General features: G+C 58.5%; 16 protein-coding genes. 4 read left to right on the forward strand and 12 right to left on the reverse strand.

From position 1 onward, the window contains the following. Positions 1-139 precede the first annotated feature (139 nt). The 12 genes from rpoS to tilS all read right to left on the reverse strand — a co-directional run bounded on the left by rpoS (position 140) and on the right by tilS (position 12,378). Complete coding sequence (rpoS, locus tag FKG94_RS03510) at positions 140-1,192, reverse strand: RNA polymerase sigma factor RpoS (protein WP_246124901.1); 1,053 nt, start codon at positions 1,190-1,192, stop codon at positions 140-142. A gap of 163 nt (positions 1,193-1,355) precedes the next feature. After that, a complete protein-coding gene (locus FKG94_RS03515; RefSeq protein ID WP_142902809.1) occupies positions 1,356-2,117 on the reverse strand; it encodes a peptidoglycan DD-metalloendopeptidase family protein in 762 nt (253 codons plus the stop codon). A gap of 175 nt (positions 2,118-2,292) precedes the next feature. Next, the gene (locus FKG94_RS03520; protein WP_246124905.1) at positions 2,293-3,237 is read right to left on the reverse strand and encodes a polyprenyl-phosphate transporter; all 945 of its coding nucleotides are present in this window, start codon (positions 3,235-3,237) and stop codon (positions 2,293-2,295) included. Positions 3,238-3,526: 289 nt separating this feature from the next. Beyond that, positions 3,527-4,168, reverse strand: coding sequence for a protein-L-isoaspartate(D-aspartate) O-methyltransferase (locus FKG94_RS03525; RefSeq protein WP_142903045.1), 642 nt, complete (start codon positions 4,166-4,168; stop codon positions 3,527-3,529). Positions 4,169-4,273: 105 nt separating this feature from the next. Further along, on the reverse strand, positions 4,274-5,230 hold the full coding sequence (gene truD / locus FKG94_RS03530; RefSeq protein ID WP_142902810.1) for a tRNA pseudouridine(13) synthase TruD: 957 nt from the start codon (positions 5,228-5,230) through the stop codon (positions 4,274-4,276). Beyond that, the gene (ispF, locus tag FKG94_RS03535) at positions 5,230-5,706 is read right to left on the reverse strand and encodes a 2-C-methyl-D-erythritol 2,4-cyclodiphosphate synthase (RefSeq protein WP_142902811.1); all 477 of its coding nucleotides are present in this window, start codon (positions 5,704-5,706) and stop codon (positions 5,230-5,232) included. Before ispF ends, truD begins: the two co-directional genes overlap by 1 nt. Then, positions 5,703-6,458: a 2-C-methyl-D-erythritol 4-phosphate cytidylyltransferase gene (gene ispD / locus FKG94_RS03540; protein WP_142902812.1), complete on the reverse strand. Its 756-nt coding sequence runs from the start codon at positions 6,456-6,458 to the stop codon at positions 5,703-5,705. The genes ispF and ispD overlap by 4 nt, the downstream gene beginning before the upstream one ends. 17 nt (positions 6,459-6,475) lie before the next feature. Continuing rightward, positions 6,476-6,757 (reverse strand): cell division protein FtsB, encoded by a 282-nt coding sequence (gene ftsB, locus FKG94_RS03545; protein WP_142902813.1) that lies wholly within the window; start codon positions 6,755-6,757, stop codon positions 6,476-6,478. Between the two features lie 27 nt (positions 6,758-6,784). Continuing rightward, on the reverse strand, positions 6,785-8,074 hold the full coding sequence (gene eno, locus FKG94_RS03550) for a phosphopyruvate hydratase (RefSeq protein ID WP_142902814.1): 1,290 nt from the start codon (positions 8,072-8,074) through the stop codon (positions 6,785-6,787). An 82-nt stretch (positions 8,075-8,156) separates the two neighbouring features. Beyond that, positions 8,157-9,008: a 3-deoxy-8-phosphooctulonate synthase gene (gene kdsA, locus FKG94_RS03555; RefSeq protein ID WP_142902815.1), complete on the reverse strand. Its 852-nt coding sequence runs from the start codon at positions 9,006-9,008 to the stop codon at positions 8,157-8,159. Between the two features lie 84 nt (positions 9,009-9,092). Beyond that, positions 9,093-10,718 (reverse strand): CTP synthase, encoded by a 1,626-nt coding sequence (locus FKG94_RS03560; RefSeq protein WP_142902816.1) that lies wholly within the window; start codon positions 10,716-10,718, stop codon positions 9,093-9,095. Positions 10,719-11,061: 343 nt separating this feature from the next. After that, positions 11,062-12,378 (reverse strand): tRNA lysidine(34) synthetase TilS, encoded by a 1,317-nt coding sequence (gene tilS / locus FKG94_RS03565; RefSeq protein WP_425460027.1) that lies wholly within the window; start codon positions 12,376-12,378, stop codon positions 11,062-11,064. A 393-nt stretch (positions 12,379-12,771) separates the two neighbouring features. Here tilS and FKG94_RS03570 point away from each other — a divergent pair, with 393 nt between their 5' ends. The 4 genes from FKG94_RS03570 (at position 12,772) to FKG94_RS03585 (ending at position 18,879) form a co-directional block, all read left to right on the forward strand. Next, a complete protein-coding gene (locus FKG94_RS03570; RefSeq protein WP_142902818.1) occupies positions 12,772-14,742 on the forward strand; it encodes a S9 family peptidase in 1,971 nt (656 codons plus the stop codon). Positions 14,743-14,759: 17 nt separating this feature from the next. Further along, positions 14,760-15,233 (forward strand): transcription elongation factor GreB, encoded by a 474-nt coding sequence (greB, locus tag FKG94_RS03575; RefSeq protein ID WP_142902819.1) that lies wholly within the window; start codon positions 14,760-14,762, stop codon positions 15,231-15,233. A 446-nt stretch (positions 15,234-15,679) separates the two neighbouring features. Then, positions 15,680-17,794, forward strand: a complete 2,115-nt coding sequence (locus tag FKG94_RS03580) for a hypothetical protein (RefSeq protein ID WP_142902820.1) — start codon at positions 15,680-15,682, stop codon at positions 17,792-17,794. Positions 17,795-17,970: 176 nt separating this feature from the next. Further along, positions 17,971-18,879 carry a hypothetical protein gene (locus FKG94_RS03585; RefSeq protein ID WP_142902821.1) on the forward strand — a complete coding sequence of 303 codons (909 nt, stop codon included), beginning with the start codon at positions 17,971-17,973 and terminating at the stop codon, positions 18,877-18,879. Positions 18,880-18,889: the final 10 nt, after the last annotated feature.

Consider the following 18,889-nt stretch of genomic DNA (forward strand, 5'->3'; position numbering starts at 1 on the left):
GGGTTGGTGTTTTTTCATTCTTCCCCCTTCTTTTTTCTCAAAAAAAAACCCCCCCCCCCGACCCCTTCGAAGGGTACCACTCCCCTGTACCAATGGCACCGACAACCGCCGGCAAGCTGCCAATCAGCCCTGAAACAACTCAAACACTAAACAGCGCTTCGCCGTTGAGCCCCTGCTTCTCGAGAATATCCCGCAGTCGTTTCAATGCTTCGACCTGAATCTGCCGCACCCGCTCGCGGGTCAGGCCAATTTCCCGGCCCACCTCCTCCAGCGTGCTCATCTCGTAACCGCGCAGGCCAAAACGCCGGGCCACCACCTCGCGCTGCTTTTCAGTCAGCTCCGATAACCAGTCGTTGATACTGGCGCTTAAGTCACTGTCTTGCAGCAGTGCCGCCGGATCGGAAACATGTTGGTCGGGAATGGTGTCGACCAGCGCTTTCTCGGATGAGGGACCGATAGGCACATCGACGGACGCTACCCGTTCGTTGAGGCCGAGCATTTTTTCCACGTCCTCGACCGGCCTTTCCAGCAGGGTGGCGATATCGTCCGGCGTGGGTTCATGGTCGAGTTTCTGCGCCAGTTCCCGCGCGGCACGCAGATACACATTCAGCTCTTTCACCACGTGAATCGGCAGCCGGATGGTGCGCGTCTGGTTCATGATGGCCCGCTCGATAGTCTGGCGAATCCACCAAGTGGCATAGGTGGAGAACCGAAAACCCCGCTCCGGGTCAAACTTCTCCACCGCCCTGATCAAACCCAGGTTGCCCTCTTCAATCAGGTCCAACAGCGCCAGCCCGCGATTGACATAGCGGCGGGCAATTTTCACCACCAGCCGCAGATTACTTTCAATCATGCGTTTGCGGGCAGCCTCTTCACCGCGCAGTGCTTTACGGGCAAAGAAAACCTCTTCTTCGGCACTCAACAACGGCGAGAAGCCGATTTCGTTTAAGTAGAGCTGGGTGGCGTCGAGCGTTTTCTGAAACTTATCAGTCTCAATACGGCTGTTGCCGGGTTTAGGTTTGGCTCTGGTTTTTGCCTTGGGTTGCGGGGCGGGTCGTGCGGCGGCTTGTGCAGATGATTCAATTGCATCGGGGTCCACATCCTGATCCGTGCTTACTTCCACATCTAATTCCTGTACCAGGAACTTTTCTTCTATCTGGCTGTTGCTCTCTTCCCTACGTAATACTGCCATGTTGCTAGCCCTTTGAGTTATCGGTTGTGTGTCAATCCGGACCGGCAAACACGCCAGTCCAAATGCCGTACACCCTCTGTGGACCACTACTTTTTGATCGCTGCAGCAGTAGCAACTGCATGTAGTTTTTTATTGTGCGATCAACAACTCCATTTCTTGTTTCTTATCGTTTTGGCAGGTATTTAAGTGGATCAACCGGTTTACCATTACGACGTATCTCAAAATGCAGTTTGTTCCTGTCAGTGCCACTTGAACCTATTTCGGCAATTTTCTGTCCCGCTTTAACGCGGTCACCCTCTCTCACGAGTATTCTGCGACTGTGAGCGTAAGCACTCAGATACCGCTGGTTGTGCTTGACGATGAGTAAGTTGCCGTAACCGCGAACCCCGTTGCCGGCGTAAACCACCATTCCCGGAGCCGCTGAAAGTACAGGCTGGCCTAAATTTCCGACAATATCAATCCCTTTATTGAGGCCATTGTTAGGGGAGAAGCGCTGCAGTATTTTGCCCTGTACAGGCCATCGCCACCGCAATTGATTGTTTGACGGTTGCGGCGCCGGAACCACCGGCGCGGATTTCGTTTGACTTTTTGAACGCAATTTCGGTTTCGCCGGCGGCGGCTTTGCAACCGGTTTGAGTCTTACGTCCAGCGCCAGGCGCTGGCCGGGATAGATTCTGTACTCAGCGTCAATACCGTTGCGGCGCGCTAGGGCCTTGTAATCAAGACCATACCTCCAGGCGATCGAAAATAATGTGTCGCCCCGGGTCACCGTGTGGTGGGTCAGCTTCTGTGACGGCGGCGGTGAAAGGTCCTGAACGGGCGCTTCCTGCGGTGAACTACTACAGGCTGCAAGCCATAAAAGCGTGCTCAATATTTTGAACACCCCAGCCAGCCTACCGGCGGCTACTCGGGTAAATGTCCGCATGCCGACAACCTGGTTAATGTGAGTAAATGTTAGCAACCAATATGTACTTTTGTGCTTAATACCAAAAACTTATTAGAAATTTGTCTAACCTGCCCTACAAATTTTTACGAAAAAATCATTGCCAATTAGAAATTTCCGATTTTTTGTACTCTACCAATAGTAATAGCCTTTACAATTATAGGTCTTTAGACTGTCTATTTTCGCCGCCAGCAAGCCTCTCAAAACCCAAAACCACGACCATGCCCAATAATGCCAGCATTAGCGCCCAGCCGGTATGGGCGGCAAGGCCGGTGAGTTCGCTGTAGGTGGCGGGCCAGAGGTTTGACTGCACCAGCGGCACTTCTTCTCCGTGGCGATTCAGAGTCGTCTGCAAGGTCTGCTTCCAGGGCCAGATAATATTCAGGGAACCGACTAAGAACCCGGTCAGGAACGACAGCGTCAGGGTGTAAAAACGCCGCAGCAGCCACGACAGCACATGGGAAAACGCCAGTAGGCCACAGGCACAGCCAACACCGAAACTGGCCAACAACAACCAATCCAGGTCTTCGATGGCCCTCAGGATGGCACTGTACATACCCATCAACAGCAAAATAAAACTGCCAGATATGCCTGGCAGTATCATCGCGCAGATGGCAACACTACCGGCCAGCAACGCCATCCACCACTCGCCCGGCAGGGCGGCGGGTTTGGCCATGGAGATAGCCAGGGCAATGCCCGTGCCCAGCACCAGGGCCAGCAGTTCGCGCCGGTGCCAGGCACCGGTCTGGCGCACCATGTAGAAGATCGAAGCCAGAATCAGCCCGAAGAAAAACGACCACACATGGATCGGGTAATGGGTCAGGCAGTAATTGATCACCCGGGCAAGGGTCACCAGGCTAATGGCGATACCGGTAAACAGGGCCAGCAGGAAGTTGCCGTTAATGACTTGCCAGCAGGCCCCGATGCCGCGGCGGCGCAGCGTCTGCAAGGCCTCGAGATTGATGCTTCTGAGCGAGTCAATCAACTCTGAGTAGATACCCGAGATAAACGCAATGGTGCCGCCGGATACCCCGGGCACCACATCGGCGGCTCCCATGGCCATCCCCTTCAATACTAAAACCGGGTAGCGTGAACGCCCCATGGTCAACTCTCTCCTAGTGTTTTGTCCGGATGACTTGCATGATTTCGGAGCCCTTGGGAAAGGCCGCACAAAATGAAAGGTCGCACAAAACAATATGAGTTGCGCGGATAGCATTCGCTATATTGCCGAGGGAGACACCCAACGTGAGCGCGGCGCGGCGTATCAGCGCCGGCGGAGCACGCCAGCCAGGGCCGCCGGAGACCTTGTAATTGCCGGTGGTCGGTGAGGCAAGACCTGCCACCGGTGTTGGATGTTGCGTTGAAAGGATGCGCATCAAGCGGAGCGGACACTAGCGTGTGGTCCCGGATAACAGCGGCACGAATTTTACCGACTCGAGGGTTTGGGTAATGAAATTGTCCGTATCGTCCTCGCGCAGAATCAAGCGCAATTCCTGCGCGCCGGCCCCCACCGGAATCACCAATGCGCCGCCCGGCGCCAGCTGCGCCAGTAGCTCCCGCGGCACTTCGCGGGGCGCGGCGGTGCTCAAAATACCGTTAAACGGCCCCATCTCCGGCCAGCCGAGACCACCGTCGGCATGGCGCAGTTGCACATTGCGCAACCCCAGCCGCCGCAACCGATCACGGGCTTTGTCCTGCAGGGGTTTGATGCGCTCGACACTGAACACCTGCTCCACCATTTGCGCCAGTATAGCGGTCTGGTAACCGGAGCCGGTCCCCACCTCCAGCACCTTGTCCAACCGCCCGGCCGCACCGATCAGGACCTCGGTCATACGGGCGACGATATAGGGCTGGGAGAGTGTCTGGCCGTGGCCGATAGGCAGCGCCGTGTCTTCATAGGCGCGGTGGGAGAGCGCCTCGTCCAGAAAAATATGCCGGGGGGTATTGCCGATGATATCGAGCACCTGCAGGTCCGCCACGCCCTGCTCCTGCAGACGCTGAACCAGGCGTTCGCGCGTGCGCTGGGACGTCATGCCGACGCCCTCTAAATTTATACGGTTCACACCCTTCCCCCAAACAACAGCTACGGCTCCCGGATTAAAAAGCGCCAACTATATCACAGGAAACCCGCCCACCCGTCAACTCTCCAGCACCGCTATTTCCCGCAACAGCGAGGTCGCAAACTCACCCGGCGCCAGCGCGAACTCGAGCTGCAAGTCCGCCTCCAGCCAACGCCAGCGAAACTGTTGCGGTCGCAACACCGTGACACGCCGCGCCTGTTTTAACCCGGTGTGCTCCAGGCCGTGGCACCAGCCGTGCCAATCCGCCAGCGCCCGCTGTTCCAGCGCCGATGCGGCGCCGGTCGCCGGCGCGCGCCCCCGCCCCCACAGCGGTGCGGTGGGCTGGCCGTCGACGGCAGCCTCCCCATCGAGCAGGATGTTCCAACTGCCGTCACTGACCCGCTGTGCCAACACCAGATTAAACAAATAAGCGCGCGCCGCAGACAACAGCAGCCCACGCTGATGACGATCGCGCCCGGCCGCGGCCCGATCGACCAGTAGCCGCTCGGCCCGGCGCAGGTTATCGCCCTGGCGGCCAAAGCGCTGCTCGCCGAAATAGTTGGGGCAGCCGTCGTCGGCCAGGTGCCGCAGGCGCGCTTCCAGCGCCTGCGTTTCCCCCCGCAACTGGCGCAGGCACACCACAAAATGATTGCGCCGGTGCTGGCCGCGCCGCAATTTACTGCGGTGGCGGGTCTGTGCCAACACGGTCAAGCCCGCCGGCAGGTCGTGCCACCGGGGCTCGGCGGCAGCGGCAAGATAGACACTGAACCACTGCCGGGTGACCGCATGCCTGTCCTTCAAACCGCAGTAACCGACATCCAGACCGCGCACGCCCGCCAACTCGGCAAGCCGGGCCGCCACCCAGGCAGTATTCGCACCGCGCTTTTCGATATGCAGATAGGCATGTTCGCCACTGCCGTCGGGTTCCCAACCGAGCTCCTCGTCGACCCAGAAGTCCTCGGGCCGAGCCCGAAACACGGCCCGCACCGGCGGCTCGCCGCCAATGCGGGGAAAGTCCAGGAAAAAGTCATTCATCAGGGTGCGTCGGTCAACAGCACGACGGCATGAGCGGCAATTCCCTCCCGGCGACCGGTAAAACCGAGTCGCTCGGTGGTGGTGGCCTTGACGTTGACCTGGTCCACTTGCGCCTCCAGGTCGGCCGCTATATTGGCTGACATATGGGGGATATAAGTCGCCATTCTCGGCGCCTCGGCCACCAGGGTCAGGTCGGCGTTACCGAGCCGCAGGCCGGCGGCCTTCACCTTGGTAAACACCAGGCGCAGCAGCGTGCGGCTGTCGGCGTTGCGGTACTGCGGGTCGGAATCGGGAAAGTGCCGGCCGATATCACCGGCGGCTATGGCCCCGAGCAGTGCGTCGCAGAGCGCGTGCAAGAGCACATCGCCGTCAGAATGAGCAATCAGCCCCTGCGAATGGGGTATCACCACGCCGCCGATAACGATCTTATCACCGGCACCGAAGGCGTGAACGTCGTAACCGTGTCCGATTCTCACCGGCCGTTTTCCTCACCTGGCTGGAGCGCCTCACCCTGCTGGCGGGACAAAATCATGGCGGCCAGCGCCAAATCCTCCGGCCGGGTAATTTTTATATTGTCGCGACTCCCCTCCACCATCCGCGGGCAATAACCCAGGGCTTCCAGCGCCGAGGCTTCATCGGTCACCGCCCGTTTGTTCGCCGCCGCCTCTTCGAGCGCCTGGCGCAACAGGCCGTAGCGAAACATTTGCGGGGTCTGGGCGTACCAGAGCGCACGTCGATCCAGCGTCGCCTGGATACCGTAGTGTTCGTCGAGTCGCTTCAGTGTGTCGCTGACCGGCACGCCGAGAATACCGCCGACCAGGTGTTCGCGCAGCGCTTCACAGAGCGTGTGAATGGTCTCGGCACGCACGCAGGGTCGCGCCGCGTCGTGAACCAGCACCCAGTCCAGTTTGTGTGCCCGGGGCGCCAGTTGCCGCAGCCCGTTCAACACCGAGTCACAGCGCTCGTGGCCGCCGTCCACCGACTCGATTCTTGGGTCTTGGGCCAACGGCAACGCCGGCCACAGGTCATCGAAGGGGTGAATGGCAACCACCAAGCCCTCGATACCGGCCAGGCTCAGCAGGCGCTGCAACGTGTGCTCGAGCACTGTCTGCCCGAGCAGCGAGAGATATTGTTTGGGCTTGTCGGCACCCATGCGGGTACCGATACCCGCCGCCGGCACCACGACCCAGAATTTGGGCGCACCGGCGGCACTGGACTGATCAGGCAAGATGGCGGGTCCCGGTGTTATTGTTTATCGTCATCGACAACCATGTAGAAAGTCTCCCCGTTTTTGATCATCCCCATATCCTCACGGGCGCGGGCCTCGACACTGTCGAGCCCCGCTTTCAACTCTCCCACCTCGATCGCCAGTACCCGATTGCGCTCGCGCAGGCGATCGTTTTCGACGTGTTGCTGGCGAATTTCGCGCTCCAGGCGCGTCACTTCCGCAAAGCTGCCATCTCCCACCCAGAGCCGATACTGCAGCCCGAGCAGCAGCAAGAGTAAAATGCCAACAATCCACTTCATAGTCTGTCCCCGGTCCGCCGGCGGGTATCAGGCCTTAAACTCGGCGCGGCCGCGATAGGGTGCCTGCGCGCCCAGCTCCGCCTCGATACGCAAGAGCCGATTGTACTTGGCAACCCGGTCGGAGCGACACAGCGAACCGGTCTTGATCTGACCGGCGGCAGTCGCCACCGCCAGGTCGGCGATGGTGGTATCTTCGGTCTCGCCGGAGCGGTGGGAGATAACCGCGGTGAAGCCGGCATCTTTCGCCATCTTTATGGCATCGAGGGTCTCCGACAGCGAGCCGATCTGGTTGAACTTGATCAGGATCGAATTGGCGGTATTACTGTCTATACCGCGCTTGAGTATTTTGGTGTTGGTGACAAACAAGTCATCGCCCACGAGTTGCACTTTATCACCCAGCTTCGCCGTCAATGTCGCCCAACCGTCCCAATCGCTCTCATCCATACCGTCTTCAATCGACAGAACCGGGTAGCGGGCCGCCAGCTCAGCGAGGTAGTCGGCAAACTCCGCGGCAGAATACACCTTACCTTCGCCGGCCAGATCGTACTTGCCGTTTTTGTAAAACTCCGAAGCGGCGCAGTCCATGGCCAGGGTGATATCGTCACCGAGTGTGTAGCCGGCGTTGGCAACGGCTTCGGCAATCACCTCGAGCGCGGCTTCATTGGACGGCAGGTCCGGGGCAAACCCTCCTTCGTCGCCGACCGCGGTGCTGAGCCCGCGCTCCTGCAGCACTTTTTTCAGGGCGTGAAAAATTTCCGCGCCCTGGCGCAGGGCCTCGGCAAAGCTGTCGACCTTGACCGGTTGAATCATAAACTCCTGGATGTCGACGTTGTTGTCGGCGTGTTCGCCGCCATTGAGAATATTCATCATCGGCACCGGCAGGGTGTAGTGGCCGGCGCTGCCGTTGATCTCGGCAATGTGCTGGTACAGCGGTATTCCCTTGTCGGCCGCCGCGGCTTTCGCCGCCGCCAGGGAGACGGCCAACACGGCATTGGCGCCGAGTACGGATTTGTTTTCCGTACCGTCCGCCTCGATCATGGCGCGATCGAGGCCGCGTTGATCTGCCGCGTCCTTACCTACCAACAATTCTCTGATGGTGGTGTTGATGTTGGCCACCGCTTTCAACACGCCTTTGCCCAGGTAACGGCTCTTGTCGCCGTCGCGCAACTCCAGTGCTTCGCGCGAACCGGTGGAGGCGCCGGAGGGCGCGCAGGCGGAACCGACAACCCCCGACTCCAGCACGACGTCGGCATTGACGGTGGGATTGCCGCGGCTGTCGAGAACCTCAAAGGCTTTGATATCAACGATCTTACTCATGTTAAAAATAGCTCCAGGGTTGGTCTTGCTTGTCTTGTTTTATCTTGGTGTGCGACCTCCGCGCCGCCCCGGCGCCAGATCATCACGTAATCTCCAGCGGCGGCAAACACTTGACCATATCATCGACCGCTTTCATCTGTGCCAGGAAAGGTTCGAGTTGGTGCAGAGGCAGGGCGCTGGGACCATCACAGAGCGCCTGATCGGGGGACGGGTGCGCCTCCAAAAACAACCCCGCCAAACCCACCGCCATACCGGCGCGACCCAACTCCGCCACCTGCCGGCGGCGGCCGCCGGACGCCGCACCCAGGGGATCGCGACACTGCAGCGCATGGGTCACGTCGAAGATCAGGGGCGCGCCGCCGCTGGCCTCCGCCATGGTGCGAAACCCCAGCATATCCACCACCAGGTTATCGTAGCCGAAACAACTGCCGCGCTCGCACAACAGTAGCCGATCGTTGCCACATTCGCGAAATTTTTCCACGATATTACCCATCTGGGCGGGGCTGATAAACTGCGGCTTCTTGATATTGATCGCCGCACCGGTGCGGGCCATGGCCGCCACCAGGTCGGTCTGCCGGGCCAGGAAGGCCGGCAATTGAATCACATCGGCAACCTCCGCCACCGGCGCGGCTTGCTGCGGCTCGTGCAGATCGGTGATGACCGGCACCCCGAAAGTCGCCTTTATCTCTTCGAAAATCTTTAACCCCGCTTCTATACCGGGCCCGCGGTAAGAATGCACCGAGGAGCGATTAGCCTTGTCAAACGAGGCTTTGAAGATATAACCGATGCCCAGTTTGTCGGTGACTTCCTTATAAGCTTCAGCGGTCTGCAAGGCCAGGTCGCGGGACTCCAGCACATTCATACCTCCGAACAGCACAAACGGCCGGTCGTTGGCGATATCCATATTCCCGACAGTAACGGTTCTACACTGCATACCTAAACTCTCAATAACACTTTTAATGGAAGTTTCAATAAAGGGCCGACAACCTGTCTGCTGACATCACCGCGCCTGCACCGTTTATGCGCCGCGGTAATCAATGGCGGCCTTGACAAAAGAAATGAACAACGGGTGGCCATCGCGCGGGGTGGAGGTGAACTCCGGATGAAACTGACAGGCGACAAACCAGGGGTGATCGACAACCTCCACCACTTCCACCAGGGTGTCGTCGGCCGACCAGCCACCGACACGCAACCCCGCCTGTTGCAGCCGGTCGACGTAATTATTGTTGACTTCAAAGCGGTGGCGATGCCGTTCCACAATCACATCAGCACCGTAGATGGCGCGGGTATTGGCGCCGCTGACCAGACGGCACTCCTGGCCGCCCAGGCGCATGGTGCCGCCGAGATCGGAGCTTTCGTCCCGGGTTTCGACACTGCCCTCGGCAGTGGTCCACTCGGTAATCAAACCGATCACCGGGTGCGGGGTGCGCCGGTCGAACTCGGTGCTGTTGGCGGCCTCGAGCTTCAACACATTGCGGGCAAATTCAATCACCGCCGTCTGCATACCCAGGCAGATACCCAGGTAGGGCACCTTGTTTTCGCGGGCGTAGCGCACCGACATCAGTTTGCCGTCGAGCCCGCGCTCGCCGAAACCGCCGGGGACGAGGATGGCATCGGCGTCGGCGAGAATATCCACCCCCTGCTCTTCGACCTGTTCGGCGTTGATGTACCTGATATTGACCCGGGTCCGGGTATGGATACCGGCGTGCACCAGTGACTCATTCAGGGACTTGTAGGCGTCGAGCAAATCCATATATTTGCCCACCATGGCGATGGTGATATCGCGCTCCGGGTTCAGTTCACCGTCAACAACCCGGTCCCATGCCGATAAATCCGCCGGCGGCGCCTCGAGACCGAATTTATCCAACACAATCTGATCCAGGTCGTGTTCTTTCAGCAGCCGCGGTATGGCGTAGATAGTATCGGCATCGGGCAGCGGTACCACCGCGCGTTCCTCGACATTGGTAAACAGGGCGATCTTGCGCCGCGAATCCTCCGGCACCACCTGCTCGGAACGGCACAACAGCACATCCGGTTGCAGGCCGATAGAGCGCAGCTCCTTGACGGAGTGCTGGGTCGGCTTGGTCTTGGTTTCGCCGGCGGTGGCGATATAGGGCACCAGGGTCAGGTGAATCAACTGTGCCCGCTGCGCGCCCATTTCCACCTTCAACTGGCGTACCGCCTCCAGAAACGGTTGCGATTCGATATCGCCTACGGTGCCGCCGATTTCCACCAGCGCCACCTCCGCATCGCGGCCGCCCTCGACGATCCGGCGTTTAATTTCATCGGTAATGTGGGGAATGACCTGCACCGTACCGCCCAGATAGTCGCCGCGTCGCTCTTTTCGCAACACCGTCTCGTAGACCCGGCCGGTGGTAAAGTTGTTGCGGCGGGTCATCTTCGCGTGCAGAAAACGCTCGTAGTGCCCGAGATCGAGGTCGGTCTCGGCGCCGTCCTCAGTGACATAGACCTCGCCGTGCTGGAACGGGCTCATGGTCCCCGGGTCCACGTTGATATAGGGGTCCAGCTTTAAAATGGTGACGTTTAGCCCGCGGGCCTCCAAAATAGCACCGAGCGAGGCGGAAGCAATGCCTTTGCCCAATGAGGACACAACACCGCCGGTAACGAAAATATATCGCGTCATGTATAACCTTGCTGGTCAACAGATGTTTAATCGGAGCAGGTGGCAAGGATGTCGGCCAGGGGAAATAGGCAATTGACCCAGTCATGTTGACACGCGCTTTTGCCGGCACTCATATCCGCACTTTTACCCGAGCTTTTACCCGCACATTTGCTGGCGCTGCAGCTGGAACTTTTGCTAATAAATCAAAAACTTTCGCCGCTTTTGCAACTCGTTTCGAAACCCTGGCCGGGGTCCTCGAGATGGGGCGCCAGATTACCAGAAAGTCGGCTGCGCCTCAATCCAATGTGGTGACTGGCCGGAGCCACCCTGACAGTCGGCGCCGGCCGGCGACGGCTGCGGCAACCTAGTCAAAGCGCCAGTCAAGTTCGAGCCCGGGCTCACCGGCCTCTGCCACAAACCCGCGGCAAACCCACAGATCGCCCACCGCCGCCAACTTGCCGTCGACGTATATCAGCGGCACCCGATCCCGCAGCCAGGGCTCCAGCCGGCGTTCCTGGAGCAGTTTTTTCAGGGTCTGGGAGTGCCCGCGATCGTGGGGACGGCAGCGCTCACCACCGCGGCGCCGGCGCACCTCGACCCGGCTCACCGGGCGCAAGCGCCCGGCTCCGCCGGTCGCGCTCGACGCCGCCAGCAGCCCCCCGTCCGGCAGTAATAACACCGTGTCGGGACACCATTGCAGCACCCTGTCAGCGGGGGCCGGCAAGGACGGCAAACAATACAGGCGCTCGCCATAGCTGCGCACCTCCAGTTCACCCCAGGCCACGGCAGCTGCGGCGCTGGCGCGGACGTCCAGCAACTGCTGCTCGACTTGCTGAAGATGCACCAGGGCGGGTGTCGAGAGTTGCTGCGAGGCAAACCAGTGGCGCAGCACATTGTGGCGCCGATAGCCGGGCCAGGCACGCAATTGCGGCAGATCGATACTCTGCCCCAGACGCTCCCCACGCGGTTGCAGCGCGGCCAGATCCGCCTCCGCCTGGTCGCGGTTCAAGCGCTCTGTGGCGGCACACAGAGCCGCTGTCTGGTCCAGGCGCTGGCGGTAGTCGGGCCAGCGCGCGGCCAGCAGCGGCAACACTGAGTGGCGCAGGTAGTTGCGGTCAAAACGGGTATCGGCGTTGCTGCCGTCCTCAATCCAATCCAGGCCCCGCTCGCGGGCATAGTCGTGCAACTGGTCACGGCGCCAGGCCAGCAGCGGCCGCAGCAGCGTCCCCCGCCCCAGGTTCCGCTGCGGCCGTATACCCGCCAGCCCGCGCGGACCGCTGCCACGCAGTAGCCGCAACAACAGGGTCTCGGCTTGATCATCGAGATGATGGGCCTGCAGCAGGCAGTCGCCCGCCTGCAGAAACTGCTCGAAAGCCGCGTAGCGGGCATGTCGCGCCGCCGCCTCGGGACCCTCGCCGGCAGGCGTCACCGCCACGGTAACGGCGAAAAAGTCGATCCGCCAGCGGGCACAGGCGGCCGCGCAGTGTTGCTGCCACTGATCACTCTGCGCCGCCAGGCGGTGATTGATATGCAGGGCACAGCACGGAATGGCCGGCGCCAGTTGCGCGAGGGCGTGCAGGAGTACGCTGGAATCCAGGCCGCCGCTGTAGGCGACGACCCAGCGTCGCGGCGCCGGCTGTTGCTGCAGAGCGGCGGCGAGACTATCGGGTGAGAACGACAAAGACATTGGCCATGTGTAGAGAGTGCCTGGGGTCACAAGTACTTGGTTTAGAGAGTACCTCGATTAGAGAGTACCTGGAACAACAAGTATCCGAAAATGAGAAAGTACCTGGATCCAGAAAGCGTCTGGAGTAGAAAATGCCCGGGGTCGGCAAGGTCCGCAACATGCTTGCCGGGTCAGGCATTGCCGGGGGTAAATCGCCTGAGGAAACGGGCCGACGGCCGAAAACATCAAGGTCGCAATATCGGTCAGGGTACGCAAGGAAACCGCCGGGGTAAATTGCCGCAGCCCCGTCGAGCCGGCACCGCTGGTACCAATACCATTTAAGTCTGCCGCCGATGCTGCTAACTTTGTCCTTTTACCCCGCCACCCGGAAGGATACCCGCAAGCCCAATGAGTAAAATAACCGCCCCCTATGGTAGCTGGCCCTCTGCGGTTACCACTGAGTTGTTGACCGCCAAGTCTGTGCGCTTGTCGGAGCCGCAGCTGGACGGGACCGATCTCTATTGGATCGAATCCCGGCCCCTGGAAAAAGGGCGCAACGCCATTGTCCACCGCGACGCCGGTGGCATCACCCGCGATGTGCTTCCGCACCCTCTCAACGCCCGCTCGCGCGTACACGAATACGGCGGCGGCAGCTTTTGCGTCGACCGGGGTGTGCTGTATTTCGTCTTGTTCGACGACCAGCGCATCTACCGGCTCGACACCCGCCAATCAACACCCCTGCCGCAACCGCTGACACCGCTGGGCGCCTATCGCCACGCCGATCTGTGCCTGGACCGCCAACGCCGGCGCCTGATCTGTGTACGTGAAGATCACAGCGTCGATAAAGCGGAGCCGCGCAACACCCTGGTAGCGGTGCCGCTCGACGGCGAGCCGGCGGTCCAGGTTTTGGTACAGGGCGACGACTTCTACGCCAACCCGCGACTGTCGCCCGCCGGTGATCAGCTGAGCTGGCTGTGCTGGAATCACCCCGATATGCCGTGGGACAGCAGCGAGTGTCGCCTGGCATCCCTGGATACGACCGGCCGGCCCGGCCCGGCGCGCACCATCGCCGGTGGCGATGGCGAATCGGTATTTCAGCCGCAGTGGTCACCACAAGGACATCTCTATCTGGTCTCGGACCGCAGCAACTGGTGGAATCTTTACCGCTATATACCGGCAGCGGGGCCGGTGCGACTGGAACCGGTTGCGCCGCTGGCGGCGGAATTCGCTACCCCGCAGTGGAGCTTCGGCATGTCGACCTACGGCTTTCTGGGACAGGGCCGTGTATTGTGCTGCTACACCGCCGCCGGGCGCTGGCAGTTGGCTACGCTCGACCCGGTGGCCGGAGAGCTGACACGGATGGCCGAAGAATTGAGCGATATCTCGGCACTGTGCTGCAACCCGGAAGCCGCCGACGACCAGCCTCAGGCACTGTTCCTGGGCGCCTCGGCCACCTGCGGCGAGAGCCTCTGGCAGTGGCAAACCGACGGCGGCCTGCAACAGATCGCCACCGCCGGCGATGCCGCCCTGGAACCCGAGGATATCGCTGTCCCCCGCGCAGTTACCTTTGCCAGCGGCACCGCCCTTGCCCACGGTTTCTACTACCCGCCCACCAACGCGCGCTATCAGGGCCCGGCTCCTGAAAAACCACCGCTGTTGGTGTTTTGTCACGGCGGCCCCACCGGCGCCACAGAGTCTTCGCTGAACCTGAAGATCCAGTACTGGACCAGCCGCGGCTTTGCGGTACTGGATGTGAATTATCGCGGCAGCACCGGCTACGGCCGCGATTACCGCCGCCAACTCTACGGCAACTGGGGCATAACCGATGTTGAAGACGTCTGCGCCGGCGCTGCGCACCTGGTCGAGGAGGGTCTGGCTGACCCGGACCGGCTGGCGATCCGGGGCAGTAGTGCCGGCGGCTACACCGTGCTGGCGGCGCTGGCGTTTGCCGATACCTTTGCCGCCGGCGCCAGCCTCTATGGCATCGGCGATCTGGAAACCCTCGCGCGGGACACACACAAATTTGAAGCCCGCTACATGGACCGCCTGGTGGGTTCCTATCCGGCCGAGCGCGCACTTTATCGCACCCGCTCACCGGTTCATCACGGCGCGCGCCTCAATTGTCCGGTCATCTTTTTTCAGGGCTTGGACGATAAAGTGGTGCCGCCCAACCAGGCCGAGACCATGGTGGACATGCTGCGCCGGAGAGGCGTGCCGGTAAGCTATATTACTTTTGCCGGCGAGGGACACGGTTTTCGCCAGGCCGCCTCCATCAAGCGCGCCCTGGAGAGCGAACTGTCGTTCTACAGCCAATTGTTCGGCTTTACCCCCGCCGATGCGATAGAGGCGGTAACCGTGGTCGGGTTGGCGGCGGACTAAAGAATGAGGTTCATCGCTTGCGCACACCACTGATTACCCGGCAAGGCTACGAAAGCCTTCGCCAAGAACTTGACCAGTTATGGCGGATCGAACGCCCTGAGGTGACCAACAAGGTCGCCTGGGCGGCAAGCCTTGGCGATCGCAGCGAAAATGCCGACTATCAATACAACAAGAAAAGGCTGCGCGAGATAGACCGCCGGGTTCGCTACCTGCGCAAATGTCTCGAAAACCTCAAAATAGTGGACTACCGGTCCGAGCAAGAGGGTAAGGTTTTTTTTGGTGCCTGGGTGGAGGTCGAGAACGAGGCCGGCACTACGCTGAAGTTCCGGATTGTGGGCTACGATGAGATATTCAGCCGCAAAGACTACATCTCGATAGACTCTCCCATGGCCAGGGCTTTGTTGAAAAAAGAAGTCGACGACGAAGCCGTGGTAAAAACGGAAGCCGGCACTATCACCTGGTGCATCAACTCTATCGAATACGAAAAGTAATCTATTCACTGTGCCAACAAAAATAACTCGAACTATCCGCGTGCAGCGTCCGCCAGTCGAGTCTTGATTGGCCCGGCCCTGTCATTCAGACATACCAGTGAAGCAAAAGTGAGCACAATGACTACGGAGAATATCCGCAAACTTTTCGCGCCTTTAGCATCGTAGCTCTCCCGCCAAGCACCCCTTAAAAGAAAAGCGAACGTGTAAGTAGCCACGGATTTATGCACTAATTTCACGCCCATGCACGCAAGATACCTCGCTACCGCCAGCCTCAAAACAGTAAGGCAGACGGTACATTCTCGGCGTTCCGCCCAGGCCCTCTCAACCTTTACAAAATGTTAACAATATCCTAGCTTTTACAAATTAGTAACAAATAGGATATGTGTCAAATGCTAGTATTCCGCGCAACTATAAACTACCTGACTTATCTCTTGAAGGGGCAGCTAATGGACTACAATAAACGCCGTGGTGGCGTTTTCTCTTTAGTACTATTGATCAGTGCATTACTTTTCCAAAGTTCTACAACAATCGCCTCAACAAAAAACGAAAAAATGGTGGCGAGCCAGCTCAGCAAAATTGAGAGAACTTTTGACCGGCTGCAGAAAGCTACCGATAGCGCTGTAGTGGGAGTACCACTCACCGAACGGGAGCTGAAACGCACGCAAGGCTATCTGGATAATATCCTGAGATATAAGTCACGAATAGAAAAAATTGATCCCACTTATGACCTGAACGAAATCACTTCACGCTACGATTCCTTTATCACTTTCTTTGAGAACAAGAAAAAAGAGCCGGCTGGCAAACCCGCCGCAAAGGTGGCAGCCACGCCGGCACAAAAAACAGACGCAAAGACCGTCAATAAAAAGGTCGGCAGCGGCTCCGGTGCCGCACCAAAGGCGCTTTCCGCAGGCCAGGCAAAAATACTACAGGGGCAGGTCGACAAATTCGAAAGCAACCTTACCCGACTCGAGAAAATCGTTGACGCCAGCATAGTCGGCGTGCCGTTGACAGACAAAGAAATAAAGAACTCTGACAACTACTTCAAGAGAATCAGCGGTTATATCAAGAAGATCAAAAACATGGACCCCAGCTACAACCTGGATGAGCTTATTGCCCGCAAAGAATCCTTTGAGTCCTACTTAGATCACAAAAAACAAGAACCAGCCAGCACGGCCGCCGAAGAAATTAAATCCATATACACCACCTTGGCGAGTATCGAAAAAGGTGCGAGATTCAGAGCAAGACCTCAGTTTAGCTCCGATACCGATGTCACGAAAACCTCTTATTATTTCCTGTCGTCGACTTTTGTCACCGCCAAACAAAAAGACCCGAATTATGACTATTCGCAAATAATCGAAAGGTTTCAACCCCATGCCCGTGCCTTTGTCGAAGTAACGGGCCGCTTACTGCCGCATATGCCCGGCAGCGACGCAGAGGTCCGCGCCCTGGCAGCATTGGAACCGGCGATTAAACTTTCCCGGTGGCTGAGGAACGCCATGTGGGAATCCGGCGACGGCACTATGCCGGCGGCCGAAAAAGCGAAACTGGATCAGTATCTGGCAACCGCCGAAAAAGAACTCAAAGCAGCCAAATCTGCGGCACCGGAATACTACAAGCCACAACAAGCCCAAAACAGCATAGAGGCACTAAAGTATTTCTCAGTCGCCAGCACCCGCAATGAGTTTGAGTCGTACGATAAACAGGACACCGCCTGCCAAAAAGCCATAGTCGGAAAGGTTGCCTTCAGCAATGAAACTCTGGGTATAGAGTGTAGCGAAAAGGACTTTATATCCGCCTACGAACTGGGTCAGCCGCTGAATATTCGCGCCGGTTTCGCCAACTCGGCCGTCAACGAATATATCAAGATGCGCAACCATGAAAAGACATTGGGCGTCCCCGGAAGTATCGAAATCAAAGTGGTCTATGAGCTGGACGGCAAGAAAGTGTTTTCCTTTTCCCCGCGCAGCTTTATCAGCACCCAGCCGTACATCTACGTTGGCTTGCAAACAAAATATTTCCCCCAAACCAACCTGGACTACTATCAGGGCTTCAGGGATATCGTCTTGAAAATGGTCGATGAGAATATCCGCAAAGCGACATTCGGTATAAAAATCTATGCCCATAACAGTCACCAGGAAGTCGACCCGCAGTTAACGCAGGGGCCGCTGTTGGCACAGGGTCAGATACCGATCGACGCCTCCACGAAAGCGGCCAAACAGTTTATTTTAAAAGGGCAGGTCGGGGTTCCCGACCCCGGTCCGCTACACGGGCGATTTGCCAAAAACGCACAACGCGCAATGCAACGCAGCGAAATCCCCTTCGATGTGCTGCACATGACCAGCAGTGAAGCGACGGTGGTCAAAAACGGCCTGGGCCTTCCGTTGAAAATAGTCATGGCGGGGGTTGTGGCCAGTAAGCATGAAGACAACACCTGCTCATCTTACGTTCAGTGGTTTAAGCAGACCTACACCGGCGGTGGCAACTACTCGGCCGGCCTGTCGCTGGATAAAAAAGAAATCACAAGAACAGTACCCTGCATAGCGGTAGAACAGTATTTGTAGCAAGTTGCGCCGACTATAGATCGTATCGCCAAATACGGCCGCGGGCACTGAATACACAAAGTATCCGCGGTCACCACCTCGACCTAGTGCCTTCAACGAAAAGCACTGAGGCTTCACGGTTTGACTGGAACAGCCTTTAGAAAACTCACAACCTGAGCTACAGGCATTTACCCCACATGGATAAAATTGCACTTTTCATTTGTTTGGGCATAAGCTTTGCGCCGATAATTGGCCTGGCCGCGGGCAGTGACGATAAACAAGCGCAGTGGCAGGAGAAGCAGGCTCACTGGCAGGAGCAAAAAACGGAGCGTGCGTTCTCATCGCTGCGCAAGACACTCGTCACATTGGAAGTGTACCGCAAGCAGGCAATACCACAAGTACCGCTGCGGGGCGAAGTCCGAACCGTTGCACCCAGAGGGCTGAAACTGATCGCCTCAAGACTGCATATATTGCAAAACACAGACCTTCCTCAACCGCAAAAGCAGGAGATCGAACAGTTTCGCTTACGCTACGAAGCGCTCAAAACATTTTTTCAAGAGAAACAAGACGAAACACCGAGCCCGGCTCATCACCATATCCGGTTTCTGCACAGTGAACTGTATATGCTTGAACAACCCGACTACACATCCAGTAAATTTTTACTCGATCGGCGCCTGTCCATTATCCAGAGCCTCGGCTACAGGGCAGCAAGGATTCGCGAACAGGACCCGGATTATCAGCTCACCCCCCTGCTCGAACGCATGGAACCGCTGGCAAAAGAGTATGTCATCGCCAAACAGCGGTTGCTGGAGATTCAACCCGGTTACCGGGAGCTGGGCCGGGCGATGACTTACCTGCATTCAGCGGAAAGTCTGATAGGCTCACAGGCACCACCCCGTCACGAGCTTCTCAACACCAATGTCAAAAAAGCCGCGACTTATGCGGCTGCAGCAAAAAAGCTGGCGCCGGACTACTTCAATCCCACCCGCATGGAAAAAAGATTAGCCTGGGTACTCAAATACACAAAACAAGACAACGGTAGCGGGACGGCGGCACAAAACGCACCGGCAGATACCGGCGCAAAATCAGCGTCGCCGAACACCTAGACGACACAGG

The sequence above is a fragment of the Exilibacterium tricleocarpae genome, assembly GCF_007004655.1.
GTDB classification, from domain to species: Bacteria; Pseudomonadota; Gammaproteobacteria; order Pseudomonadales; family Cellvibrionaceae; genus Exilibacterium; species Exilibacterium tricleocarpae.